This is a genomic window from Burkholderia sp. 9120, assembly GCF_000745015.1.
Lineage (GTDB): Bacteria > Pseudomonadota > Gammaproteobacteria > Burkholderiales > Burkholderiaceae > Paraburkholderia.
The window spans coordinates 3939037-3965026 of record NZ_JQNA01000002.1; the positions used below are offsets into that span (position 1 = coordinate 3939037).

General features: G+C 64.8%; 23 protein-coding genes and 2 pseudogenes. 6 read left to right on the top strand and 19 right to left on the bottom strand.

Features of this window, described 5'->3' with window-relative positions; genetic code table 11:
* Window positions 1-54: 54 nt before the first annotated feature.
* Window positions 55-1254 (top strand): porin, encoded by a 1200-nt coding sequence (locus FA94_RS25850; RefSeq protein WP_035556547.1) that lies wholly within the window; start codon window positions 55-57, stop codon window positions 1252-1254.
* A 151-nt stretch (window positions 1255-1405) separates the two neighbouring features.
* Here the strand turns inward: FA94_RS25850 and FA94_RS25855 are convergent, their stop codons facing one another.
* From FA94_RS25855 to FA94_RS25865, 3 genes are all read right to left on the bottom strand, one after another.
* Complete coding sequence (locus tag FA94_RS25855; RefSeq protein WP_035556550.1) at window positions 1406-1597, bottom strand: 4-oxalocrotonate tautomerase; 192 nt, start codon at window positions 1595-1597, stop codon at window positions 1406-1408.
* 86 nt (window positions 1598-1683) lie between these two features.
* Entirely contained in the window at window positions 1684-2460 is a 777-nt protein-coding gene (locus tag FA94_RS25860) for a class II aldolase/adducin family protein (protein ID WP_035556552.1), read from the bottom strand.
* A gap of 18 nt (window positions 2461-2478) precedes the next feature.
* Window positions 2479-3396: an urea transporter gene (locus tag FA94_RS25865; protein ID WP_051980742.1), complete on the bottom strand. Its 918-nt coding sequence runs from the start codon at window positions 3394-3396 to the stop codon at window positions 2479-2481.
* Window positions 3397-3698: 302 nt separating this feature from the next.
* Between FA94_RS25865 and FA94_RS25870 the strand changes: the two genes are divergently transcribed.
* Complete coding sequence (locus FA94_RS25870) at window positions 3699-4253, top strand: putative glycolipid-binding domain-containing protein (RefSeq protein WP_035556554.1); 555 nt, start codon at window positions 3699-3701, stop codon at window positions 4251-4253.
* Here the strand turns inward: FA94_RS25870 and FA94_RS25875 are convergent.
* From FA94_RS25875 to FA94_RS25925, 11 genes and pseudogenes are all read right to left on the bottom strand, one after another.
* Window positions 4228-5226 (bottom strand): alpha/beta fold hydrolase, encoded by a 999-nt coding sequence (locus FA94_RS25875; RefSeq protein WP_035563037.1) that lies wholly within the window; start codon window positions 5224-5226, stop codon window positions 4228-4230. The two genes, FA94_RS25870 and FA94_RS25875, sit on opposite strands and share 26 nt — an antisense overlap.
* 13 nt (window positions 5227-5239) lie before the next feature.
* A pseudogene (locus FA94_RS38195) lies at window positions 5240-6103 on the bottom strand (metal-dependent hydrolase); the annotation flags it as partial.
* 58 nt (window positions 6104-6161) lie between these two features.
* The gene (locus FA94_RS25885; protein ID WP_035556559.1) at window positions 6162-7070 is read right to left on the bottom strand and encodes an SDR family NAD(P)-dependent oxidoreductase; all 909 of its coding nucleotides are present in this window, start codon (window positions 7068-7070) and stop codon (window positions 6162-6164) included.
* Window positions 7071-7184: 114 nt separating this feature from the next.
* On the bottom strand, window positions 7185-8792 hold the full coding sequence (locus FA94_RS25890) for a flavin-containing monooxygenase (protein ID WP_035556561.1): 1608 nt from the start codon (window positions 8790-8792) through the stop codon (window positions 7185-7187).
* A 131-nt stretch (window positions 8793-8923) separates the two neighbouring features.
* A complete protein-coding gene (locus FA94_RS25895; RefSeq protein WP_035556563.1) occupies window positions 8924-9922 on the bottom strand; it encodes a sulfonate ABC transporter substrate-binding protein in 999 nt (332 codons plus the stop codon).
* A 257-nt stretch (window positions 9923-10179) separates the two neighbouring features.
* Entirely contained in the window at window positions 10180-11031 is an 852-nt protein-coding gene (locus tag FA94_RS25900; RefSeq protein ID WP_035556565.1) for a MerR family transcriptional regulator, read from the bottom strand.
* A 114-nt stretch (window positions 11032-11145) separates the two neighbouring features.
* Window positions 11146-12240, bottom strand: a complete 1095-nt coding sequence (locus FA94_RS37390) for a zinc metalloprotease (protein ID WP_156126706.1) — start codon at window positions 12238-12240, stop codon at window positions 11146-11148.
* 156 nt (window positions 12241-12396) lie between these two features.
* Window positions 12397-13002, bottom strand: a complete 606-nt coding sequence (locus FA94_RS25910; protein ID WP_035556568.1) for a GNAT family N-acetyltransferase — start codon at window positions 13000-13002, stop codon at window positions 12397-12399.
* Window positions 13003-13122: 120 nt separating this feature from the next.
* A complete protein-coding gene (locus tag FA94_RS25915; protein ID WP_035556570.1) occupies window positions 13123-13344 on the bottom strand; it encodes a hypothetical protein in 222 nt (73 codons plus the stop codon).
* Between the two features lie 127 nt (window positions 13345-13471).
* Window positions 13472-14364 (bottom strand): annotated as a pseudogene (sapR, locus tag FA94_RS25920) (sap1 transcriptional regulator SapR).
* A gap of 99 nt (window positions 14365-14463) precedes the next feature.
* The gene (locus FA94_RS25925) at window positions 14464-15351 is read right to left on the bottom strand and encodes a DMT family transporter (RefSeq protein ID WP_035556573.1); all 888 of its coding nucleotides are present in this window, start codon (window positions 15349-15351) and stop codon (window positions 14464-14466) included.
* A gap of 115 nt (window positions 15352-15466) precedes the next feature.
* Between FA94_RS25925 and FA94_RS25930 the strand changes: the two genes are divergently transcribed.
* Window positions 15467-16900 carry an aminotransferase-like domain-containing protein gene (locus FA94_RS25930; RefSeq protein WP_035556575.1) on the top strand — a complete coding sequence of 478 codons (1434 nt, stop codon included), beginning with the start codon at window positions 15467-15469 and terminating at the stop codon, window positions 16898-16900.
* 44 nt (window positions 16901-16944) lie between these two features.
* Here FA94_RS25930 and FA94_RS25935 read toward each other — a convergent pair whose 3' ends face one another.
* The 3 genes from FA94_RS25935 to FA94_RS25945 form a co-directional block, all read right to left on the bottom strand.
* A complete protein-coding gene (locus FA94_RS25935; RefSeq protein ID WP_035556576.1) occupies window positions 16945-18018 on the bottom strand; it encodes a TAXI family TRAP transporter solute-binding subunit in 1074 nt (357 codons plus the stop codon).
* Window positions 18019-18223: 205 nt separating this feature from the next.
* A complete protein-coding gene (locus FA94_RS25940; RefSeq protein ID WP_035556579.1) occupies window positions 18224-19243 on the bottom strand; it encodes a hypothetical protein in 1020 nt (339 codons plus the stop codon).
* Between the two features lie 291 nt (window positions 19244-19534).
* Window positions 19535-21070: an MDR family MFS transporter gene (locus tag FA94_RS25945; protein WP_035556583.1), complete on the bottom strand. Its 1536-nt coding sequence runs from the start codon at window positions 21068-21070 to the stop codon at window positions 19535-19537.
* Window positions 21071-21142: 72 nt separating this feature from the next.
* Between FA94_RS25945 and FA94_RS25950 the strand changes: the two genes are divergently transcribed.
* Together FA94_RS25950 and FA94_RS25955 are read left to right on the top strand one after the other, a co-directional pair.
* A complete protein-coding gene (locus tag FA94_RS25950) occupies window positions 21143-21835 on the top strand; it encodes a TetR/AcrR family transcriptional regulator (RefSeq protein ID WP_051980747.1) in 693 nt (230 codons plus the stop codon).
* 357 nt (window positions 21836-22192) lie between these two features.
* Window positions 22193-22705: a response regulator gene (locus FA94_RS25955; RefSeq protein WP_035563046.1), complete on the top strand. Its 513-nt coding sequence runs from the start codon at window positions 22193-22195 to the stop codon at window positions 22703-22705.
* A gap of 100 nt (window positions 22706-22805) precedes the next feature.
* Here the strand turns inward: FA94_RS25955 and FA94_RS25960 are convergent, their stop codons facing one another.
* Complete coding sequence (locus tag FA94_RS25960; protein ID WP_035556585.1) at window positions 22806-23375, bottom strand: Fur family transcriptional regulator; 570 nt, start codon at window positions 23373-23375, stop codon at window positions 22806-22808.
* 137 nt (window positions 23376-23512) lie between these two features.
* Window positions 23513-24139: a glutathione S-transferase family protein gene (locus FA94_RS25965; protein ID WP_035563049.1), complete on the bottom strand. Its 627-nt coding sequence runs from the start codon at window positions 24137-24139 to the stop codon at window positions 23513-23515.
* Between the two features lie 165 nt (window positions 24140-24304).
* Here FA94_RS25965 and FA94_RS25970 point away from each other — a divergent pair, with 165 nt between their 5' ends.
* Window positions 24305-25990 (top strand): ATP-binding domain-containing protein, encoded by a 1686-nt coding sequence (locus tag FA94_RS25970; protein WP_035556588.1) that lies wholly within the window; start codon window positions 24305-24307, stop codon window positions 25988-25990.

The window sequence follows — 25990 nt, forward strand, 5'->3', positions numbered from 1 at the left end:
CGGCGCCCGCGCGGCGCCGCGAATCAAAAAATAATTTTCAACAGAGGAGCACACATGAAAAAGGCACTAGCAACTTCTGCACTTGGGTTGGTCGCCCTTGGCGCGCACGCTCAGAGCAGCGTGACGTTGTACGGGATCGTCGATACCGGAATCGGTTATCAGAGCAGTCAGACGTCGCTCGGGTCGACCTCGGGCGGCCGCTCGGCGGTCAAGATGGTCAACGGGATCTGGGCGGGTAGCCGCTTCGGTTTGAAGGGCGGCGAGGATCTGGGCGGCGGCACCAAGGCGATCTTCCAGCTGGAAGAGGGCTTCAACAGCGCGACCGGCGCGCAGAGCGTTTCCGGTCTGGCGTTCAACCGCCAGGCTTATGTGGGCGTCGCCAACGCCACCTACGGTACGTTGACGGCCGGCCGCCAGTACACCTCGTACTACACGCTGCTGTCGCCGTATAGCCCGACCACGTGGCTGACCGGCGCCTACGGCGCGCACCCGGGCGATATCGATTCGCTCGACACGTTGTACCGCGCGAACAATTCGCTGGTGTACACGTCGCCGAATTTCTACGGGTTCACGGCGAGCGGTTCGTACTCGCTGGGCGGCGTGGCAGGCAGCCTGAATGCCGGTTCGACGTGGAGCGCGGCGCTGCAATATATTACCGGTCCGTTCGGTATCGCGGTGGGCTTCCAGCGCATCAACAACTCGACGCCGGGCGGCGGTGCGTGGGGCGCGGATTCCACGACGTCGAACGCGGGCGCGCAGGCGGGTGTGTCGGGCATCAACAACGGCTACCAGAAATCGGCGGCGCAGCAGCGCGTGGCCGTGACCGGCGGTTACGCGTTCAGCTCGTCATGGGACGTGTCGTTCTCGTACTCGAACGTGCAGTACGTGGCGGGCATCAACTCGCCGTTCCACACCACCGCGATCTTCAATACGGGCGGCGCGGTGCTGCACTACCGTCCGGTGACGGCGCTGGATCTGGCCGCTGGCTATAGCTACACGCGCGCCACGCAGGCGAACGGCATTACGAGTTCGGCGCGTTATCAGCAGTTCAACCTGTCGCAGTACTACAGCCTCTCCAAGCGCACCGGCCTGTACGCGCTCGAGGCGTATCAGCGCGCGGCCGGCCAGACGCTGGCGACGAACGGCACCAGCATCATCAACGCAACGGCCGATATCGGCGACGGTCAGAACGGCGCGCCGTCGTCGTCACGCAGCCAGTTCGCTGCGGGCGTGGGTATCATCCACAAGTTCTAAATGGGTTGGGTGATTGCGGCGTAGGGGCGTAGTGATTTTACGTTTCACGCCGCTGCGGCGACGCGTGTCAGACACGCGTCGCCGCGCTGTATTGACTGCGCGTGCAATGCGCGCGGAATTCTGGACGACGGCTCAGGTGCTCACGCAACCTTCACGCATCCGCGTCCGACCACAAACGACCCCCCGTTGCCCAGTTTTCGCGTTTCACGTCGGTCAAAATAATGTCCACCGAATTCGGCTCGACGTTGAGCGACTCGCAGGTCGCCTTCGTGATGGCTTCGACGAACTGGCGTTTCTGTTCCACTGTGCGGCCTTCGAAAAGTTCGATATGAAACGTGGGCATGACATGACTCCGTTAAAGAATTGAGTTGACGCGGGCGGCTTGGCGCTATTTTCGTGGTGATTTCAGCGGCGACTTCAGTGCCGACTTCAGTGCCGATAAGCGCGATCGATTCGGTCGAGCTTGCGCAGTAACGCCGGCCATTCAAGCGCGCCTTCAATCGCGCCGCCGTCGTAGAGTTGCTCGGCCGTACGCGCGGCGACCGCATCGCTCGGCACCACGAGTTCCGCGCCGCATGCTTGCGCCTGCAACTGGATTTCGCATGCCTTGAGCAGTGTCGCCATCAGCACATAAGCTTCGGCCACGGTGCGGCCGGCGGTCAGCGTGCCGTGGTTGCGCAACAGCATGGCGGGTTTGTCGGCGAGATGCGCGACGAGACGCTCGCCCTCGGCCGGTGAGAACGCGAGGCCTTCGTAGTCGTGGTAAGCGAGCTGCCCGTAAAAGCGCAGCGCATGCTGCGACGCGGGCAGCAAGCCGGCCGGCTGCGTCGACACCGCCACGCCGGCCGTATTGTGCAGATGCATCACGCAGAACGCGTCGGCGCGCGCCGCGTGGACGGCGGCGTGCAGCGCGAAGCCGGTCGCATTCACCGGATGCTCGCTCGTGCCGATAATGTTGCCGTCGATATCGATCTTCACGAGGTTCGACGCGCACACTTCGTCGAACGCGAGGCCGAACGGGTTGATCAGAAAGTGGCCCGGTTCGCCGGGCACGCTGGCCGAGATATGCGTGTAGATCAGATCGTCCCAGCCGTTGAGGGCGGCGAGACGATAGGCGGCAGCGAGGTCGACGCGAGTCTGTTGCTCCGCGTCGGACAGCGGTCCTGTTTCGGCGAGACGGCCCGCGGGGGCATGAGTGAAAGACATGTTTGTCTCCAGTCCCATTCAAGAGAGTTGCTGAGAGGGATCGATGCGTTCCATCGCTTTTCGCGCCATGACACGCCGCGTGAAGCGATGCCGGAACCCCTGCACGCTCCAGCTCGCGAGCACGAACGGCGCCGTCATGGCCGGCCAGCCGAAATAGCTCGCGACCGCCTGCAACAGCACCGCGACGCCCACGCCGCTCAGCGTTGCCGCGGCGCCGCAATCGGCCAGCGCGATCGCGGTCAGCGCGCCGTTGAATCCTAACAGGCCCGCGTCGAGCGAACTCGCCGTGGCGCCGAGCAACACGTGCGCCATGCTGGCGAGCGCGCCGCCGATCAGCGCCCACAGCGCGTGCCTGCGTGACGCCGCGGCGATCCCGATCAGCACGAGCAGGCCCGCTAATGCGCCGGAGCCGAAGCCGGGTTGTGCGAGCGCGCCGAGTAGGCCGTTGATCCATTGCGTCGCGATGAACGGTTGCGCGAGCGCCTGGGTCGCGACGGGTGTGGCGCTCGTCATCATCGGCAGCCAAAGCCATGTGACGATCAGAAACGGGCTGGAGAACACGCCTAAGCCGTGCGCGCGCAGCCGGCGCGACCAGGGTTCGAGACACCACGCTGTCGCCGTGGCGGCGAGAATCGCCACCGCGGTGGCGGTCGCGTTGTCGGCGATGAAATTGAACGCGGCGAGACCCGCCAGCGCGCCGTTGAAGCCGTGCAGCCCGTCGCGCGTATCGGCTTCACGATAGCCTGCCAGCACGGCGCTCACGTTGGCCGCGGTCGCGCCCATCAGCGCTGCGCAGGCGAGGCGCGGGTCGGCCAGCAGCCACCCGGCGAGCAGACACGCACCGGTGAACGCATTCGGCTGCAGCACGATCTGGCCGAGGCTGCGCAACAGTGTGCGCAGAGCGGCGGATTTTGCTTGGGTCGAGGCGGCGTGCATGGTTTGAGAGCGGTATGAAGTCGACGACGCGCGCGACACGACGCTTGAGCGTCAGGTGCGAGCCAGGCCGGTAAGGAGCGGAACCGCGAGCATAGGCTAGCCGCGGCGCTGCGGGCATCGCGAGGCGTTGATAGTGGCTATTTGCGACACCTCGCCCGGTGTGTGGGCGCGTGGCGAGTTGTGTCGGCGAACCGAAAGCTTTCGCGCTAGGATAAGCAACCCCAGAACCCGGCGAGTACGTGGCCAATACACGGCGCAAACCCCACGCATGCGGGCCAGGCCGTTTCACGAGGAGACAGACAATGCGCGAATTACGATGGACGTCGGAAGAGGACGAAGGAATCGAACATCTAACGTTCGACGCCCGCGACGACGGCTTCGCGGTGGAAAGCGTGGTGGTGGGACAGCGCTACGGCAAGGCATACGGATTGCACTACACGGTGCGCTGCGACGCGCAATGGCGCACCACGCATGCGTGGCTGAAGATCGTCGGCGGCGGCGAACTGGAATTGCACGGCGACGGCCAGGGCCGTTGGCGCGACGGTCACGGCCTCGTGCTGAGCGCACTCGACGGTTGCATCGACATCGACATTGCGGCCACGCCGTACACCAATACGCTGCCGATCCGCCGTCTGCAATTGGCGCAAGGCGAGCGTCAGCCGATTTCGGTGGCGTATATCTCGACGCCGGATTTGCAGGTCACGCGCGCCGAGCAGGCGTATTCGTGCATCGCGTTGAACAAGGCGTATCGCTACGAAGGCCTGTTCCGCAACTTCACGGCGAACCTGACGGTGGACGAAGACGGCCTCGTGATCGACTATCCGACGCTGTTCACACGCCTGCCGCGCGAGCATTGACCGTCGCGCTGGGTGTCTCGTTGAGCGTCTCGTCAAGGCCGAGGCCGGTGCGCTGCTGCGCGACAAAGCTTTCGATAATCGCGGCGATCCGTTCGGGCTCGCGCAGCACGACCCAATGGCCCGCATCGATCTCCGTGCGCCGATACGAGCCGAGCCATCCCTCCAGCCCGAGCGATAGCGCCGGCCCGACATAGCGGTCGCGCAACGGCACGATGAAATGCACCGGCGCACGCGCATGGCGCGAGCGCGGCCGCAGCAGCTTGTCGATGAAATTCGCGCGATACAGATTCAGACCGTTGAGCGCGTTGCGCATTTGCGCGGGATCGCGCTCAGGGCGCACGCGTTCGGTCACGCGCAGCCACAGCGGCCAGCAGCGTGCGCCACCCGCGCGCCACACCAGTTCCGGCAGCCATGGCAGATGGAAAAAGAAAATGTACCAGGACTTGAGCGTTTGCCGCACACCGCTGCCGAACGGCCGCTTGACGGGTTGATGCGCCGGTTGATCCGTCAACTGCTGCGTTAACTGCTGTGTTAACTGCGCACCATCGCCCCCGCGCAAGCCGAGCGACGCGTGATCGAGGCACGGCCCGGAGATCGACGTATACGACGCGATACGGCCTTTGAACGCCGGATCGGTCACCGCCTCCCAGCTCTGAATCGATCCCCAGTCGTGGCCGACCAGATGAAACGGCCGCGTGCCGCAGGTTGCGTCGGCAACCGCCGCCAGATCCGCGGCCAGCCGTTCGAGCCGGTAAGCGCCGCGCGTGGCCGGCGCCTCGGAGGCGCCCGCGCCGCGCACGTCGTAGCTGATGACGCGGTAGCGCGCATCCAGTTGCGCGCGCACCGGTTCCCATACCGCGGCCGAATCGGGATAGCCGTGCACCAGCACGATCGGCGGTGCGTCGCGCGGCCCGCTGACGTAGACCGCGAGCCGCACGTCGCCGGCCACGACCGACAGCGTGTCGCGTATCACGCGGCCGCCTGCGCGGCGCGTCGCGCGGCCTTGCGGGTGCTCGGGCGCTTGCATTGGTGGCGTCGACGGCGGCGACGAGACCGTCGATCCGCGCCAGTTGCGCGCGATTGTCGTGATCCCACGGATGGAAGCCGGGCCGGAAAAAGCTCAGCCATTCGCCGGCAATACGCGGAAACACGCCATGACGTGGACCGTACAGATATTTGACGACGCGCCACATGCCGCGAAGGTGGCCGCCGCGTTTGCGGTCGGCGATCAGCAGGCGCAGATGGAAATCGAACACGATCAGCCAGAACGTGAAGGTGGTGGCCAGCATGGTGCCGGTGCGCAGCAGATAACGGCCGAGGCCCGGTTTAAGCACGGTGTTCCACACGTCGTACGAAACGGCCTTGTGCTCGGTTTCTTCCAGCGCGTGCCAGGTCCACATCTGCGCATAGCCTTCCACCGAGCCGCCGACGCGCGTCGCGTCTTCCAGCAGCAGGGCCGCCAGCATCGCGGTGTAGTGTTCGAGGCAGACGGTGACGGCGAGCTGATACGAATGTGGCAGCACTTTGCGGCCGAAATTGAGGATCGCCCACAGCCGCTTGTCGAGCTTGTGCGCCGGCAGCCCGGCTTCCTGCAGCAGGTCGTTGTATTCGATGTGCTCGCGCGTATGCATGGCTTCCTGGCCGATGAAGCCGAGCACCTGTTTTTTCAGCACGGGGTCGTCGATCTGGTCGCGATAGTTGCGCACGCTATCCATGAAGAAACGCTCGCCCGCCGGGAATAGCAGCGACAGCGCGTTGAAGAAGTGTGTCACATGCGAGCCTTGCACATGCCAGTCGCAGGCACGTTCCGGCGGCAGATTGAAACGAAGGTCGCGGCGAACCGGCATCATGGCCTTTCTCCTTGTGATCCTGGGTTTGCTGTCGAAGCGGTTGATGGGGTAACGCGCGTCATACACGCTTGCCGTCGATCTGCGCGGCGCGGCGCGCGCGTTTTTCCGCGATGCGCTTCATCCGGCGCGCCTGCATGACGACCAGCGCCTGATACGCCGCCGGCAAGGTGCGCGCGAGCCAGTCGGCGGCGCGCGCGTCGCGCCCGATCAGCACGCGCCGCTTGTTCTTGCGCACGCCGTCGAGAATCACGCGGGCGGCTTCGTCGGCGGTGGTGATGAAGAACTTCTCGAAGTCGTCCTTGCCTTGCTGTTCGTTTTCCAGCATGAAGCCGACCATGTTGGGCGCGATCCGGCTCGATTGCGCGATGCCCGTGTGAATGCCGCCGGGATGCACGCAGGTCGCCGACACGCCGCACTTCATCAGATCGAGTTCCTGGCGCAGCGATTCGGTAAAACCGCGCACCGCGAATTTGGTGGCGTTGTAGCCGCTCATGCCCGGCTGCGCGAACAACCCGAATACGCTCGACGTATTGACGATATGGCCCGCGCCCGACGCCTTGATATACGGCAGAAACGCTTTCGTGCCGTGCACCACGCCCCAGAAGTTGACGCCGACGATCCACTCGAGATCGGCGTAATCCATGCCTTCGATCGTGCTCGACAGCGCCACGCCCGCGTTGTTGAACACGAGATTGACGCGCCGATGCTGCGCGGCCGTTTCCGCGGCCCAGTCGAGCATCGCGGCGCGGTCCGCGACGTCGAGCACGCGCGTGGTGATGAGTAGCGGCGCGCCGACAATCTGCGGCGCGGCGGCTTGCGCGAGTTGCGCGGTTTCGGCGAGGCTCGCGGCATTGCGGTCGGCGAGGGCGAGATGGCAGCCTTCGCGCGCCAGTTGAATCGCGAGCGAGCGGCCCATGCCCGAGCCTGCGCCGGTGATGGCGGCGACCCTGTCGGTGAAGTTCTTCATTGGCTTATCTCCTGTGGGCCGAGCCGGCGTTTCGGCGCTGACCTGAGTCCCATGCAAGCTGGTTTGTCGTTGTCGTTGTCGTTGTCGCTGTCGCTGTCGCTGTCGCTGTGTCGCTCAGGTCGCTTCCGCCGACGCGGCAACCGGCGCATTCTTCGGCGTTTGCATCGGCTCGTGCGTCGGCGTATGCATCGCCACACCAACCGGCTGCTGCGCCGGCGCATACGCGACGTAATCGTCCATGCTGAAGGTGCTCGTGGCCTGGCGGAATTTGTACGCAAACCCCGGCCACAGCGTGGTGTTCTTGCCGGTCTTCGGATCGAGATACCAGCTCTTGCAGCCGCCGGTCGACCAGATCGCGCGGCCGAGCTTCTGCTGGATGCGCTCGTTATAGGCGCGCTCCACCTGCGGGCGCACTTCGATCGCGGCGGCGCGTTCGGCGTTCATCGTCTTCAGCGCGCGCAGGATGTACTCGACCTGCGACTCGATCATGAACACCATCGAGTTGTGGCCGAGGCCGGTGTTCGGACCCACCACCATGAAGAAGTTCGGATAGCCCGGCAACGCCGTGCCCAGATACGCATGCGCGCCGTCGCGCCATGTATCGACGATATCGACGCCGCCACGCCCGAGCACCACGCCCGGCGGAAACGGATCGGCGACCTGGAAGCCGGTGCCGAAGATCAGGCAGTCGGCCGGGTGGAGCGCGCCATCTGTCGTGATCACCGCGTCTTCCTCGATCCGGGCGATGCCGGTGGTGGTCACCGCCACGTTCTGGCGCGACAGCGCGGGGAAGTAGTCGTTGGAAATCAGCACGCGCTTGCAGCCCATCGTGTAGTTCGGCGTCAGCGTGGCGCGCAGTTGCGGGTCGGGCACCTGGCGGCGCAGATGTCGTTCGGCGACTTTCTGCGCGGTTTTCATCAGCGACGGATGAATCGCGAAACCGAGCGCCCGCGATTCGAGCATGCAGTACAGCGCCGAGCGCATGATTTTCTGCGTGAACGGCAGATGTCTGAAGAGCCACTGTTCGAGCGGCTTCACCGGACGGTCGGCCTTCGGCATGATCCACGGCGGCGTGCGCTGGAACAGTTCCAGATGCGCGACGCGCGGCGCGATCTGCGGCACGAACTGGATCGCGCTCGCGCCGGTGCCGATCACGGCGACACGTTTGCCGTCGAGCGGATAACCGTGGTCCCATTGCTGCGAATGGAACGTCTTGCCGCGAAATTTTTCGATCCCCGGAATGTCGGGCAGGGCCGCGCGCGAGAGGCCGCCCATCGCCGAAATCAGCACGCGCGCGGACCATTGCTGGCCGTTCGCGAAGCTCAGTTGCCAGCGGTGGCGCGTCTCGTCGTAGATCGCGCTCGCCAGTTCATGGCCAAAGCGCAAATGACGCTGAACGCCGAAGCGCTGCGCGCATTCTTCCATGTATCCGCGAATTTCCGGCTGGCGCGCGAACATGCGGGTCCAGTGCGGATTCGGGGCGAAGGAGAACGAATAGACGTGCGATTGGACGTCGCAGGCGCAACCGGGATAGTGGTTGTCGCGCCAGGTGCCGCCGACCGACGCGGCCTTTTCCGCGATGATGAAATCGGTCAGGCCGGCTTGCCGCAGGCGAATCGCCATGCCGAGCCCCGCAAAGCCGGAGCCGATGATGGCGATGTCGGTATCGACCGGCGCGGATGGGTCAACGGCGGCTTCGTGGGGCGTCATGCGTGCGTTCATCCGATCCGTCTCCTTTTTACCGTCTTAACTGTTACATTGGTTGATGTAACAATAGAGGCTGGTAACGGATGACGCAAGAAGCCGGTTAGATGTCCGGCTCTAGGAGCGGCCGCACGCCGCGCTCGATGGGTCTATTTCGCCGCGAGCGCCGCCGTGGCAACGGGGTTCTGCCAGACGGCGTCCTTCACGACGATTTTTTGCGGGATCAGGTGAGCGCCGTAGAAGGCATCCGCGACGCCTTGCTGCGAGCGGACGATGTCGTCGGTGACGACCGTGGTGCCGTACGGATAGCGGCGCACCCAGGTTTCGACCAGCTTCTGATCGAGGCCGACCTTCGGCGCGATCAGCGCGGCGGTTTCCACCGGATGCGCGTTGACCCACAGGCTGGCCGCGCGCAATTGCCCGAGAATCGCGCCGACCACCTCGGGGTGCTGCTGGGCGAAGTCGCGGGTGGTTTCGTAGAAGTTGTAGGGGCCGTTGAGACCCGCGTAGTCCGCCAGCGTGCGCGCCTTCAACGCCTGCTGCGCGGACGCGTAGTACGGGTCCCAGATTACCCACGCATCGACGCTGCCGCTTTCGAACGCCGCGCGCGCGTCGGCGGGGGCCAGGTAGACCGGACGAACGTCTTCGTAACGCAGGCCGGCTTTTTTCAGCGCTTCGAGCAGCAGGTAGTTCGAGCTTGATCCTTTCTGCAGCGCGACCCGTTTGCCTTTGAGATCGGCAACGTTGCGCAGCGTCGAATCGCTTCTCACCAGAATCGCTTCCGCGTGCTCGCCGGACGGCTCCGCGCCGACATAGACGAAGCGCACGCCGCCGGCCTGTGCGAACACCGGCGGTGGCGCGCCGGTATAGCCGAAGTCGACGCTGTTCGAGTTCAGCGCTTCGAGCAGTTGCGGCCCCGCCGGAAATTCGAACCACTTGATGCTGTAGCCGAGCGGCTTGAGCCGTTCGTCGAGCGAGCCCTGGGCTTTCAGTATCGCGAGCAGGCCGGACTTCTGGTAGCCGATGCGCAGGACCCTGGCGGTGTCGTTGCCGACCGGCTGCGCGGCGGCGTTAAAGGTGGTGAAGGTGGTGAATGCCGTCAGCAACGCGGCGGCGACGTGAAGCGGAAAACGGGCGTGACGGGGCATGCGGCGAATCTCCATGTCTTGCGATTGTGATGTCGCCGGCCGTGCGTCGTCAGCGTGGTCCGCGCGCACGCGAGTCATCTGACAGCAGGTGACGTGACGTGCAGGGACGCGCAAGCGCTGGGAAACACGTCGCGGCGACGGTCAAGGATCGTCGCATGGACGCGGCGCGCTACCAACGAAGCAATGGAGATTTGAATATGACGCGCGAGGCACCGAGGTGGTGAGGCCGCACATAGCGTGTGACGTGCGGCGTGCAGTTACTTTTTCGGCTTGTCCGCTTTCCCAGCGGCGCCGTCGGCGGGATGGCCCAGCTTCTTTTCCATGATCGCCGCGACGCGGTCGCCGAGGTAGTCGCCGGAGGCGTCTTCGAGCGCGCGGTTCATTTCGCTTTCCACCAGCACCATGGCGAGCGGCCGCACGCGCCAGATCGCGTCGACCAGCGCGGGCACGTCGGCGGGCGGCGGCAACGCGTCGGCGTCGTAGCGATCCAGTTGGTGGACCACCAGATCCACCAGCGCTTTGGCGACCGCCTGAAAATGCGGCCGGGCGATGCCGACGGCGTCGAGCAGATCGGCGAGCGGAATGCCTTCCTTCGCCATGGTGGCGCCGGCGGCCAGCGCCGTGGGATTGCCCGACACGAACGAGAGGCCGTGACGTTCCAGCAGACCGAGTTCGACCGCTTTGCCGAGCGCGCTCGGCGTGGCCTTGTCGCCGAACATTTGCAGCAGTTCGATCAGCGAGTATTTCTTCGGACGCTCACGCGACCAGCGGCCGCCGATCGCGGTTTCCAGACCGAGGATCGAACGCAGATCGTGGCCTTCGTCGACGGCCATGATCAGGTCTTGAATGTTCGCCAGCGTGTAGCCGCGAGTCAGCAGGTGATTGATCAGCTTCAGACGCGACACGTGGGTGTCGTCGTACACGCCGACCCGGCCGCGCTTTTCCGGCGGCGCGAGCAGGCCCCGGTCCTGATAGGCGCGCACGTTGCGCACCGTGGTGTCGGTGACGCGCGCGAGTTCGTCGACGGTGTATTCGTTGCGCGGCGCTGGGCTGGCCGCGACGTTGGCGTCGGCGGGCGAGGGCGGGACGGAGGGCGGCGTGTTGGGCATGGGCGGATTTTAACGCGGCCGTCGGCGCGGCCGCCAGCGTGGCAGTGCGTCATGTTGTGTCATGGCGCGTGATGGCGCGTGATGGGAGCGAGCGGCGCGCGTTTGTGGCGACGCTTACTCCAGGTAGGATCGAATCAGTTTTTCATTGGCGTCGGAGTAGTCATAGCAATTGGATCGTAAATCGACCGGCGCCGCGAGCATGATCGTTTCGCACCACCAGCCGTTGTATCGGACTTCGGCGTTTTCATGGGTTGCGCTCAGCATGTGGCCGAATTCGTGGGCGAGAGTTTGACGGCTGCTAGCACTTGCAATGCCGTAGTCGCCGCCCTGCAGGGCTATTCCTGCCGTGCTGCTGCTTATCAGATTGTGCGTGAAGAGGAGGAATTTGCTATCGACGTCGATCTCCTGCGGGATCTGGGCGCGCACGAGTGCCAGCCACTCGAGGAGTTTCCTGCTGGGGTCGTCGCCCGCATAGGCAAAGTCGGTGATGCCGGGAAGGTTGCGGCGAATATCGACGGTCATGGTGCGCCCAGCAGGCAGCAAGGCTTCAATGAGCCCAATCCACCAGCTCAGGTGATCGTTGAGCGCGACGTTTTTGGCGTCGTCGTGAACGAAGATGACGAAATACCATTCAAGGGTGTCGCGAATGCCGCTCCTCGCCTTCGGACGGTCGCCGGTAGTCGATTCCGGTGTGGTTTCAATCGGTGCAAGCACGATGTCGCGAACGGTTTCGCTCGTGGCCGGCTGCGTGAGAACGCGTATCTCGGGGTGGGGTTTTGGGGTGGCGTAGCTGATGGTGTACGCGTCGGAGTGGGGCGCCGCGTTGACAAAAATATCCAGGCGGTCCGCGTAGCGGGTAAAGATCGCCGGATAGCCGTCGACCTTGCCGCGGTACAGCGCGGCCTCGCTATCGTCCGAATAAATCAGCTTGACCGGCATGCGCGTGTCGACATGCATGATCGCGGCGGCGCGCGTCGCATCGGTACGCGCGGCGCTCTGAGCCGGCAGCTCGCCGCGTAACCCGACCGGCAATCCACGAGCGACCGCGCCGTCGAAGTCCGTTACCGTGGACGCGACGCTGTTTCCCGCCGCAGCCAGCAGGCACATCAGCAGCAAAAACACGAGAGCCGCCGCGAAGCGTGAACGACGTGCGTCGACGCTGGGCGTCGAGCGCATCGGATGCTGGCATAAAAAAGGGAGATGGGGCACGGCGCGCTCCTGAATGTCGAGGTCACGTCGATTCCTTTGAAGCGGAAATCGACCCTCGCGCGCGCTGCTTCTCGTTGGCGCCGCGAGTCACCTCGAAATTAGGCGCAGCGATGCCATGCGTCCAGTGACAAGGCGACGCGAGCGCTTCAGCTGCCCCTACGCGACGTCGTCCGGCGCCGTCGAATCGCCCACGCCGAGCTTGCGCTGCATCAGCGTGGTATCGAGCCAGCGGCCATGCTTGAAGCCGACCGCCTTCAATGTGCCGGTCAATTCGAATCCCAACTGCGTATGCAGCGACAACGAGCCGCCGCTGCCGCCGTCGGCGATCACGGCGACCATCTGACGCCATGGCCCGGTTTCGCAGCGCTCGATCAGCGCTTCGAGCAGGATGCGACCGAGGCCTCGGCCGCGATACGCGTCGTTCACATAGATCGAATCTTCGATCGTGTTGCGATATGCGGCGCGCGGCCGGTAAGGCGTCGCGTAGCAATAGCCGGCGACTTCGCCGTCGATCTCGGCAACCATATACGGCAGCCCGTGACTGCGCACCGACGTGAGCCGCGTGCGCAGATCGTCGACGGAAGGCGGCGTTTCTTCGAACGAGGCGACGCCGGTCAGTACATGGTGCGCGTAGATCGCCTGAATCGCGGGCAGATCGGCTTCGGTGGCGTCGCGAATCAGCGGTGCGTTCAATGGTGCATTCGGCGGCGCGGTCGCATCCGATGCGGCAGGCGTGGAGGGCGCGGGGCGGGTGGTGCTCATACGAGTTCCTGTCGTGGCCGTTGGAATGTAATACGTTTGACTATGCCCGCCGCGCGCGCGGATTTGAAGCGAGTCAAAAATCGCGATCGCGTATGGCCGCTATACGTGTGGCGATAACCGTCAGTTATGCGAGTACGTGTCCGGCTGTTTCACATGGCCACGATGACGCTTCTGATGTTGAGTCTTGTGCTTCGGGCTGGTCCTGGATTGCGCGGCGGCGCCATGGTCGTTACCGGCCGGCAACGAGCTCTGGCCTTCGCCGAAGCGGAAAGTTTGCGAGGTTTGAGCGTACGCGCCGGCGGACAGCGTCAACGCGGCGACGAGGCAAAGCGACAATTTCATGAATCCTCCTTCGGAACGAGCCGCAGAGGATACCCGGTTTGCAACGGACCGGTCGATTCGGTCGGGTCGGTTGATTGACCGCAACACGCGCGAATACCCGCGAATACGCGCCAATACGCCGAACACGTCAAAGATCGAACTGGTCGAATTCGCTTTGCAGTTCGCGGTTACGGGCGACGCGCTCGTCGATACCCGGCCCGAGCCGTTCGACGATCGCCGAAATCAGCAGATTGAACAGGCACGTGAGCGGCGCGAGCGAATCCCAGAACTGACCGACATCGGTTTTCACCTGCAGCAGGTCGCCGTCGAATTCGCGCGCCCACGGACAATAGATATCGGTGACCAGCGCGAACGGCAAACCGCGTCGCGTGGCCGCTTCGCAATAGCGGCGCGCGACCTTCGAATAGGCGCGCGTGTCGGTGACGATCAGATACGGCGATTTGAAATCCGAGTTCAGCGAATCGACATACGAGCCCGACATGCCGTCGGAATAGAACACGCGCGGGCGCAGATATTCGAGGTAGCTATAGAACGCGTTGCTGATACCGCGCGTGGATTGAATGCCGAGAATGTAGACGGCGTCAGCGGTTGCGATGCGATCGGCGACCCGCGCGAAGGCGGGTGATTGCGCGAGCTGGTAGACATGCTGGATCGCGCCGACTTCGAGTTCGAGCGAATGGGCGAGCGCCGGGTTCGGCGTTGCAGGACTACTCGTGTGCGGCGCGGCTTCGTCGTGCTGGCCGGCGCCGCGGCGGAACGCGTCGAGCCGGTCGGTGATCAGCCACGGACGCTCCTGCGCGCCGCGCAGTTCGCGTTTCAGATCGTCGAGGTTCTGATAGCCGATGCTGCGCAGAAAGCGCCCACCGAAATGCCGCTGGTGCCGGCTTGCTGGGCGATCTGATCGGCGGTTTCGAGGCCGAGCCGGTCGAGATTGGCCAGCATATAACTGGCGACGCGTTTGGAGGTCGGCGTGAGTTCGGCAAAGCGGGCTTCGACGGTTTGGGTAAAAGCGGTCGGCATCGTGGTTGCGGCGCAAGGCGGTGGTGGGTCGGTCGCCGGAATGATGACATAGTCGACCGGCCGCCGGCATCGCATTGCGTCGATTCGCGGGGGCTCCCGTCAGACCGCGGGCCGCGCCGGCGCAGCTCGCGCGAAGCGCCGGGCGCCCGCCACGCAGGCCACCACCACGACGGTGACGAGGATCATCGCGAGCGGGACCTCTTCATGCAACAGCAAGCCGGCCAGCAGCAGGCCGAAGAACGGCTGCAGCAGTTGCAGCTGACCGACGCCGGCAATGCCGCCGAGCGCGAGGCCGCGATACCAGAACACGAAACCGATCAGCATGCTGAACAGCGACACATACGCGAGGCCCCACAGCGCGGCGTGACTGACGCCGTTGAACGACGCGGGCCGCGTCCACCACGCGAGCGGCAGCATCAGCGGCAACGACAGCACCAGCGCCCAGGAAATCACCTGCCAGCCGCCGAGGTGGCGCGACAGGCGCGCGCCTTCGGCATAGCCTAGCCCGCAGACGATGATCGCGGCCAGCATCAGCGCATCGCCGACCGGCGACGCGTCGATGCCGTGACGCAACGCGAATGCCACCACCGCGCTGCTACCGAGCGCGGAGAAGACCCAGAACGCCGGCTGCGGACGCTCGCCGCCGCGCAGCACGCCGAAGATCGCGGTAGCGAGCGGCAGCAGGCCGACGAACACCACTGCATGCGCCGCGTTCACGTGACGCAGCGCGAGCGCCGTCAGCAACGGAAAGCCGACCACCACGCCGAGCGCGACGACCACCAGCGGAATCAGATCGCGACGTGCGGGGCGGGACTGGCGGAACACCAGCAATAACAGCAGACCGAGCGTACCCGCAATGGTCGCGCGGGCAACGGTCAGGAACACCGGGTCGAGACCTTGCACGGCGATGCGGGTGGCCGGCAGCGAGCCGCTGAAGATCAGCACGCCGATCATGCCGCTTAGCCAGCCGTTGGTTGTCTTGTCCATCGAAAGTATCCGTGCAAAGGCGAATGAAGGACATAGCATCCGCTTTTGCGCCGTAAAGGGTAAGCTACGCATCAGTACAATTCGTACAAACTGTACTTACTGTGGAGCAGTACAGATGGCGGAAAGCGAGAGTAACCGTGCGGCCTCGGGCACGCGTGTCGGCACGGTGATGGACAGTCTGCGCGAGCGTATTGCGAGCCGCTCGCTGATGCCGGGCGCGCGCGTGCCGTCGATCCGCGCGATGACGGAAACGCTCGGCGTGTCGAAGTCGACGGTGGTGGAGGCCTACGACCGGCTGGTCGCGGAAGGCGCGATCGTCGCGCGGCGCGGCTCGGGGTTTTTCGTGTCGGGTCACGCGCCGCCGCTCGCGCTCGCCGATCTCGGGCCGCGTCTCGATCGCGAGGTCGATCCGCTGTGGCTCACGCGTCAGTCGTTGCAAGCGGGTGCGAAGGTACTGAAGCCGGGTTGCGGCTGGATGCCGCCGTCCTGGTTGCCGGAAGACGGCGTGCGCCGCGCGTTGCGGGCCGTGGCGCGCGATCCGCAGGCGCCGCTGGCCGAATACGCCAGTCCGTACGGCCTGCCGGCGCTGCGTCAGCAACTGGCGTGGCGGCTCGCGCAGCATGGCGTCGACGCGCCGCCGGAGCAGATCGTACTGACCGACAGCGGCACGCACTCGCTCGATCTGGTGTGCCGGTTCCTGCTCGAACCGGGCGACACCGTGCTGATCGACGACCCGTGCTACTTCAACTTCCAGGCATTGTTGCGCGCGCACCGTGCGCGGATCGTCGGCGTGCCTTATACGCCGTCCGGTCCCGATCTGGCGGCGTTCGAGCGGGCGCTGATCGAGCATCGCCCGCGGCTCTATGTGACCAATTCGGCGATCCACAATCCAACCGGCGCGACGCTGGCGCCGGCCGTCGCGCACCGGGTGCTGAAGCTGGCGGGCGAACACGATCTGCTGATCGTCGAGGACGACATCTTCGCCGATTTCGAAGACGAAGCCGCGCCGCGGCTTGCCGCGTTCGACGGGCTCGCGCGGGTGGTGTCGATCGGCAGTTTTTCGAAGACGCTGTCCGCGGCGGCGCGTTGCGGCTACATCGCCGCGCGCCCCGAATGGGTGGAATCGTTGATCGATCTGAAGCTGGCTACCTCGTTCGGGAATGGCCAACTCAACGCGAGCGTCGTGCACCGGTTGCTGGTGGACGGAACGTACCGGCGTCATCTGGAGTCGATGCGTGCGAAGCTTGCCGATGCGATGGGCGAGACGATCCGGCGGCTCGGCTACGCGGGCCTCGATATCTGGACCCGGCCACGCGCCGGCATGTTTGCGTGGGCGCGTCTGCCCGATGCGCTCGACGCGGCCGATATCGCGCGTCATGCGCTGGAGGCGGGGGTGGTGTTCGCGCCGGGCAATGTGTTCAGCGCGTCCCAATCGGCGGCCGGGTTTTTGCGCTTTAACGTGTCACAGTGCAATCGCCCGAAGGTCTACGAAGTGCTGCAACGCGCGATGGAAGCCACGTCCGTTTCCCGGCAGCAAGCGCTCGCCTGATTCGCGTGCGCGCCGCGCCGCTGCGTTTCGTTTCGCCCAGCCCGCTACTTGCACAGCAGAAGCAGGCGCTCCTGATCCGTGCAGGTAGAGCGCGGTTTCTGCACGGCCTGCGTCGCCGCCGCGTTCATCGCCGCGCTCTTGTTGGTGAGACACGCGCGCAAATGCTTCTCGACCGGCGCGTAGTATTTCCATCCGCGCACGAGGGTGGGCAGTTCGAGCTTCACCTGCTTCCACTTGGGATGCCCGTGTTCCTGCAGATTGTCGAAGTTCGCGCACAGCGAATCGGCGAAGCGGTTCAGATTGACGACGGTATCGCGCAGCCCGTAGTCGTAGGTGACGAGAAACGCCTTGACGGTCAGCGTGGGCGTATCTTCTTTAATCCAGTTCGGGTAGCTGCTGGCGCGGATCGTCGCGGGGAAGTAGGTCTGTTTGGCGCGCGCGGTCTCCGGCGCGGCGGGATCGGCGCGCAGCAGGCGGAGCTGGTTCAGCAACTCGGGATTCATGTCGTTGAACAGTTTCGCCGGCTGTCCGACCACGATGATCGCCACATCCACTTTCTTGACGATCAGCGCGGCCAGCGCGTCTTCGTTGCTCAGGTGCTGGATGTTCTGCTCGGGAATCGGCTGGCCGAACATCAGGTGATAGAGCGTGGTGGCCGATTGCGCGGTGCCGCTGCCGAGCAGGCCGACGCTGATGGTTTTGTCCTTGATGTCGGCGAAGGTTTTCATCGGCGAATCCGCCCGCACCACGACGTTAATTTCTTCGTCGTAGAGCGGCATGATGAGGCGCAGCGGCCGGATCGCGGTGCCGGCGTCGGCATTGCCCGCGTTGGCCATGTCGAGGTACGCCTGATACACGTCGGACTGCACCAGCGCGAGCTTCACGCCGGACTCGAAGCGCATGCGCTGCACGTTCTCGGCCGAACCCTTCGACGCCATCACTTCCAGGTCGATGCCCGCCGGCTGCGCCACCCATTTCGACAGATCCTGACCGATCTGGATATACGTGCCGCGCTCCGGACCGGTGACGATCTTGTAGTGCGTGGGCTCCGCGCAAACCAGAGAAGACATGACCAGCAGCGCCAGCCCCAGCCATCCCGCCAGAAGTCTCTTCAGCATGGTCTCTCTACCTATCGGTCAGATTCGTCCCGCTTCCCGCGTCGGCGCGCGTGAAGCACCATTGAGCCGGTTTGCCCTGGCATGATCGCTGCATCGCGCGGGTCGTGTCCGTCTGTTGCCGCTCAGAGCGGCGCGATCCAGCGACTGCCTGGCAGTGAAGGGTGGCAGTGAAGTCCACCGTGTCTTTCGGTATCCCAACGATTCGTTACTGGGTAGCGGTCGCAGCGTGCGAATTCAGCGGCGCCCAGCCGGTCTCCCGAATCACGCGCTCAAGGATGATCTTCGCCGTGTCGTTGCCGGTGTCGATGGTGAGCGCCTCGTTGGCATGCTGACGCGCGCAAGGCCAGGACTGTTGAGCGACGCAGGTTTGCGCTGCCTGCAAGGCGGCGTCGCGGCGCGCGGTCAGCGGGCGCAATTCGGTCGCGAGATCCTGGGCGTCGGCGTTGCCCGGCTGCAGCGTTTGCGCGGCGCCGAGCGCGGCTTGTGCCGTCGACAGGTCGTTGGCGCGGAAGGCGAGGCGCGCCGCCTGCACGGCTTGCGTGGCGTCGCGGAACTGCGGCGCCGGTTTGACGGGCGCCGCGGCGAGCGGCTGCGCAGCCGGTGCGGTCGGAAAGATCTGGGTGGATCGGACGTTGGCGCCTGGTGCGGCGGGCGTGTTCGCGGCGCTCGGTTGGGCCGGTTTGGCCGGTTGCGGCGTATAAGGCGCGATCGTGCCGGTTGTGGTTCTGGCGTCCTGCGTTGCGTCGGCGCTTTGATCGTTGCCGCCGTTTTGCGAATCGCGATTGTCGCCGAATAGTGCATACGCGCCAGCCACCAGGCCGATGACGACAAGCACGCCGACGATGAGTAAAGTGGTTCGGCGATTGGGCAGCGCGGCGCTGCGCTTCGACTCGGGCAAATCGGTCAGCGGCGGCGCCGGCGGATGCGTGGCCACGATCGCCGGGGTGTGCATCGCGGCTTCGCCGGGCAGCGATCCGCTCGCGCTCGCGCTGTGCGCGGCGAGATCCGGTTCAGCCGATGCGGCCGGGTCGAAACCGTTTTTCTGCACCACCTTATTCATTGCGCTCGCGCGGCTGCCGGGAATCACGGCACGCTTGTGCGGACCGCCTTCGAGCGGGTGCACCGCGCCGCAATACGGGCAATAGTCGACTTGCCGGTACAGTGCGCCGCCGCAGCGTTTGCACGGTGTCGGAAAACTGTGGCCGGTGACGGTCTGGGTGGCCATGCTGAGGACCCACCTGAGGAAAACGATGCCGTTACGGCATGCTCCGGATCGTATTGAAGCGGCAGCCAGATCCGCGGAAATCACGATCCACATGCGCCGGAGAGTCTAGGGCCGCAAACTCGCGCTTGCGCTGCCGCTGCTCGCAATATGTGGCGTTTTAAATGGCACGTCAATCGACGTTCGCACCTATCCTGTGTGCGTTAGCGAACATTTGTAGGTACGACGAAATACCGTGCATGTTGGCAGGACGAACGGGCGCGTAGTTTTTTCATTTTAGGAGCGCGCTGAAGATCAGTGCTTGCGCAACGGATGATCCTTCAGCAACCACGCCAACGCGAAGGCCAGCACCACCACGCACGCCGCCGACAGATACACCGTATGCAACGCGCCGGCAAACGCCTGCAGATAATCTTCGCGCAATGCGGTGGGCAATTGATGGATCACGGCGGGCCCGAGTGCGTGCGGCAATTCGGTGTCGGGCGGCATCAATTTTTCGAGGCGCGCGGCGAGGCCGTTCGAGAATACCGCACCGAACGCGGCGACCCCGATCGAGCCGCCGATCGAGCGGAACAACGTCGCGCCCGATGTGGCCACGCCCATGTGTTTGAACTCGACCGTGTTCTGCACGGCGAGAATCAGCACCTGCATCACCATGCCGAGACCGCAGCCGAGAATGCCCATGTCGATATACATCACATGAATCGGCGTGTCGATCTGCAGGCGGGCGAGCAACGTCATCGCGACGGCCGCGAGGAGAGTGCCCATGATCGGGAAGATGCGGTACTTGCCGATCTTGCTGATGATGCGGCCGGTCACCATCGACATCACGAACAGGCCGCCCATCATCGGCAGCATCTGCATGCCGGCTTGCGTGGGCGTCGAGCTTTTGACCACCTGCAGATAGAGCGGCAGGAACGTTACCGAACCGAACAGCGAGACGCCGATGACGAAGCCGATCAGGCTACTCAGCAAAAACGTGCGTTGTTTGAACAGTTCGAGCGGCATGATCGGCTCGACCGCGGTGCGCTCTTCGTGAATGAAGCCCCAGATCGACACCAGCCCGATGCCCAGCGTGAACCACAATTGCGGCGACGACCACGGCAGAATCGTGCCGCCCTGGCTCGTGAACAGAATGATGCAGGTGAGCGCACCGGCGAGAAACGCGGCACCCATGTAGTCGATGGTGTGCTTCACGTGACGCACATGCGGCTTGAAGACCGCGCCGATCACGGCGAGCGAGATGATGCCGAGTGGCAGGTTGATGTAGAAAATCCAGCGCCACGACAGGTGCTCGACGAGAAAGCCGCCGAGCAGCGGTCCGATCACCGTCGCCAGACCGAACACCCCGCCGAATACGCCCTGAAAGCGGCCGCGTTCGGCCGGCGGAATCACGTCGCCGATCGCGGCCATCGTCACGACCAGCAGACCGCCGCCGCCGAGTCCCTGCAGCGCGCGCAACACGATCAGTTGGGTCATGTTCTGCGCCACGCCGCATAACGCGGAGCCGACCAGAAACACCACGATCGCCGTCTGCAGCACGATCTTGCGGCCGAACAGGTCGCCGAATTTGCCGTACAACGGCACGACGATGGTCGAGCTGAGCAGGTAGGCGGTCACCACCCACGACAGATTGTTGAGGCCGCCGAGTTCGCCGACGATGGTCGGCAGCGCGGTCGAGACGATCGTCTGATCGAGCGCCGCGAGCAGCATCACCAGCAGCAGTGCCGGAAACAGCAGGCGGATCGGCGGATGATCGGCCGCTCGCGTGCCCGCCGGCGCCGGGCTGGGCGTCAGGTCGGCGGATTGAAGGGTAGTGGGTTGTTCCATGGGGCTGTATTGAAATTAATTAACTTAGAGATTAATATAGGAGACATCATAGCAGCCGTCAAATTGAATGCAATGGCAAGGATTCCGTCAGATAAGCAGGAAGCGAAGGGGGCGCCGCAGCCCGCGCGGCGCCCAGGCCGTCCGTCAGGCACCGCGCGCGGCCCGGAGCAGCGCAGCCGCCTGCTCGACGCGGCGCTCGTGCTGTTCGCGCGGCAGGGCATCGTCGATACCACGCTCGGGGAAATTGCCCGCGAGGCGGGCTTCACGCCGGCCATGATGCATTACTACTTCAAGACCCGCGATCAACTGCTCGACGTGCTCATCGACGAACGCTTCGCGCCGTTGCGCGTGGGTCTCGGCGTGCCGTTTCAGGAAAACCCCGACGATCCGGTCGCCGCGATCACGCAACTCGCGCGGCGGATCGTGCAGGTGGCGACCGATCATCCGTGGTTCCCGTCGCTGTGGGTGCGCGAAGTGATCAGCGACGGCGGCCTGCTGCGTCAGCGCATGCAGGAGCGCTTCGGCAACACGCACCAGAAGGCTTCTCTGGCGGCGATCGCGCGCTGGCAGGAGGAGGGGCGTCTGAACGCGGAACTGGAGCCTGCGCTCGTGTTCGTCACGTTGCTGGGATTGACGATTCTGCCGCTGGCCGCGTCGAAGATGTGGCGCAACGATCCTGTGCGCAGCAAGATCGGCGGCGAGGAGATCGCGCGGCATGCGGTCGCGCTGCTGGTGCGAGGGATCGGACCGCAGAAAACGGAGTGATGTGTTGTGTGGGTTGTGTGCGTTGCGGGGTGAGCCCCCAGGTCCGTCGCGGCACGCTACGTGCTACCACTCGTGTGAAAGTGAACGCCGCGTGCGCCGGGAAGCGCGCGGGGCGCCGCAGAAGAACAGGAATGGCGGAACGGACGCCGTGCCGGGAACGCCGTGCTGATGGAACTGGCACGCGTTGCGGTGGCGGATCGGAAGTGTCGGCATCGGGTTGCCGGAATAGCGGCGCCGAAAGCCGGTTTTTCATTGGCGTGCAATTTTGGCGCGTTACTGTGCGCGCGAGTTGGCGGGGTCGCGATGTTTCAATCGTCGATCCGCGTGAAACTCGGCGCGCGAAATCGAGTCGGAACCATGAACAGCGACACCGCAGCCGCGCAAATCGGCGGCACGCAGCAGAACGATACATTGGCCACATCTGACGGCCTAACCGGTTTTTTAGAGCAACAACAGAAAATGAACGGAGCATTGAGACTCGATCAGGCCACGATCGTGCTCGTCGAAGACGACCCGGACAGCCGGGAGTCGTTGACCTTGTTACTCGAAGCGGAAGGCGCGCAGGTCTGCGCCGTTGCGGATGCGGAAGAGGGCGTCGAAGCGGCCTTGCGGCTGTTGCCGGATGCCGTGGTCTGCGACCTCGATTTGCCGGCCATGGACGGTTTCTACCTGATCCAGCGGCTGCGCGATCACGAGATTCGCGGCGATCACGCGCCTGCGGTGGCGGTGGCGCTCACGGGTCATACCGACGAAGCCTACCGCTTGCGCAGCATCGGCGAGGGTTTCCAGCATTTCATGACCAAACCCGCTTTGCCCGACGATCTCGTGACGCTGCTGCACGACGCGATCGACGCGCGCGCGGCGGGCTAAACAGGTTCATGCCGGGTTGATCGACGGTTGGCGTTTCGGCGCCGTTTCGGTGCCTCCGGCCGTGACGGCCGCGAAGTCCGTGTGGATCGGGAGGGCCGTGCTATTTAGCGGCGACAGCCGCCGCTGAACTCGCCGCGGCTTCTGCTTCCACCGCCTGGCACGCGGAACACAATCCCTTCAATTCGATTTCATCGCTGGCGAGGCGGTAGCCCGCGTCTTCGATCTGCGCGACGAGCGCCTGACGCAGTTTCGGCTGATGCAGTTCGGTCACGTTGCCGCACTGCTGGCAGACCACGAGAATGCCGTGCTGGCACTGCGTCAGATCGTGGCACACCGTGAAGGCGTTGATCGATTCGATCCGATGCACGAGCCCGGCGGTCAGCAGGAAATCCAGCGCCCGGTACACCGTGGGCGGCGCCGAGCCCGGATGGATCTGGCGCATGTCGTCGAGCAACGAATAGGCCTTGGTGGCGCGGCCGGAATTCAGCAGCAATTCAAGCACTTTGCGGCGAATCGGCGTGAGTTTTTCGCCGCGTTCGCGGCAATATTCGTCTGCGAGCGTCAGCGCGGCTTCCTGCGAAGCGCCGTGCGTGTGCCCCGGCTCATGGGCATGCGCAGTGGCGGCGGAGGGGGCTTTGGCGGCGAGCGCGGCGGGCTTGGCGGTCTTCATACGTCGATTATAAAGGTCAGCGCGCCGCGCCGTGCTGGGTGCTCACGATGTGCCCGGCGGCGCGCTCACGCGATGCGAGCCGGCCAACGTCGGCCGGCTCTTCGCTGTCGAGCGACGCTCCGTAGCTCAGCCGCGGCTCAGGTCAGCGGAAAATCAATGTACTTCTTGAAACCCGTGCGCGTCGCAAGACGCGAATACCAGCGCTCCAGATTCGGCAGCGCCGGGCGCTCCACGCCGTCGAGCCCGAACCAGCGTTTCGCGTACGCGCCGATCACGATATCGGCCAGCGTGAACTTCTCGCCTTCGAGGAAAAAGCGCGCCTGCAGATGGTTGTCCAGCGTGCGCCACAGCGCGGTGACCGCGGCGAAATCGGTAGCGAGTTTGGCGTTGTCGCGCTCGGCCGCCGGCGTGCGCACGAGCGCCCAGAACACCGGACGCTCAGCGGGCTGCAGCGTGGACAGCGACCAGTCCAGCCAACGATCGACACTCGCGCGGACCTTCGGCTCGGCCGGATACAGCAGGCTCGCTTCACCGTATTGCAGCACCAGATAACGCAGGATCGCGTTCGATTCCCACAGCACGAAGTCGTCGTCGACCAGCGTCGGAATCTTGCCGGTCGGGTTCATCGCGAGATAGTCGGCCTCGTTGTTGCGGCCGAATTGCAGACCCGCGTCGATGCGCTCGTACGGCAGCACCAGTTCATCGCAACACCACAACACCTTCTGGACGTTGACCGAGTTGGTGCGTCCCCAGATCGTAATCATCCGGTCAATCCTTTTCTTGGCAAAGTTGGCAAGCCGCGCCGGCTGCGCGGCGTTCAGCCGGTAACGATACACGATGCGCGCGCCTTTGCGGAGCGCGGGTGAAGCCGTTCGGCAATTCCCACGCGTTGCGTACAATGGCCGCTCCCGAATACGACGAGGCACCGGATGGCCCGCATTGTCCCCGACGACTGGAAGAGCCTCGCCGCCACCGGCGCGGCGGCCCGCGAACGCGAAACCCTCGCGCTGCTGGAAACAGCGCTGTCCGATGACTACACCGTTTATCACGGCGTGCACTGGACGCGCCTGAACCAGAATTTTTCGGTGTTCGGCGAGGCCGACTTCGTGATCGTCAGTCCCGCTGGGCGCGTGATGATCGTCGAACAGAAAACGGGGTTTCTGCGCGAGACGTCGAAAGGGCTCGTCAAGGTGCATCTGCAGACCGAGCGCAATGTGGCGATCGCGCTCGCGCACACCGTCGAGGGATTGCACCGGCGTCTCACCGCGGCGTTCGGCGCGGGCACCTATTTCGTCGAGGAACTGCTGTACTGCCCGGATCATGTCGTCAAAGACGCGTCGATTGCCGGCGTGAATCCCGCGCGTATCGTCGACGCGACGCGCAAGGACCGGCTCGCGGCGGTGATTCGCGAGGCGTTGCCGGTGGACGAAGCACGCCTTGCCTGCGCGCCGAAAATCCACCATTTTCTCGCCGACGAACTCGCGCTCACGCCCGACGCGAGCGCGCTGGTCGGCCAGGCCGGCACGCTCGTCACGCGCCTCGCGGGCGGTCTCGCCACCTGGGCGCGGCGGCTCGAATTCGCGCCGTTCCGCCTGCGGGTGATCGGCACGGCCGGCTCCGGCAAGACGCAACTCGCGGTGCAGGTCATGAAAGACGCGGTGGCGCGCGGGCAGCGGCCTTTGTACGTGTGCTTCAACCGGCCGCTGGCGGACCACATCGTGCGGGTCGCGCCGCCCGAGGCGAAGGTGGCGAACTATCACCAGCTGTGCGACTGGATTGCGCGCGACGCGGGCCGCGAGCCGGACTTCCAGGCCGGCGACGTCTTCAATCAGCTCGAAACGACGTTCGCTGACACGCCTATCGACGCGCGCTGGCAATTCGACGTGCTGATCGTCGATGAAGGTCAGGACTTCCAGCAACCGTGGGTCGCGGCGCTCGAACGCCTGCTGCGTCCCGGCGCCGCGTGGTGGTGGCTCGAAGATCCGCTGCAGAATCTGTACATGCGTGAACCGGTGGCGCTGCCCGGCTGGACCACGCTGAAGGAAACCACCAACTACCGCAGCCCGCGCGACATTCTCGACTATGTGCGCGATGTGGTCGGCGGCTCGGTGCCGGTCGCGGCGGCGCTCGCGTCGGGCAGTCCGTTCGACGGCTCCGATATTTCGCTATCGGTCTACGACGAAGCGAACGCCGCCGAAGGCAGCATCGACGCCACCAAGCGCGCGATCACGCAGGCGTTGTCGCTCGGCTTTCGCAAACAGGACATCGTGGTGCTGTCGTTTCGCGGCCGCGAAGGGTCGGCGATGAGCGCGCTGGATCATCTCGGCCCGCACCGGCTGCGCAGTTTCACCGGCAAATACGATCTGTTCGGCAACCCGGAGTATCGCGAAGGCGACGTGCTGTTCGAGTCGATCTATCGCTTCAAGGGGCAGGCGGCGCCGTGCGTGATTTTCACCGAGGTCGACTTCGATACATTCGACGAGCGGATCGCGCGCAAGCTGTTCGTCGGCGCAACACGCGCGACGATGAAGCTGATCATGGTCGCCTCGCAGCGGGCCGCGCGGCATCTGCACTTGCGCGACGGCAAGGAAGCGCGAGACGCGAAAGACAGCTAG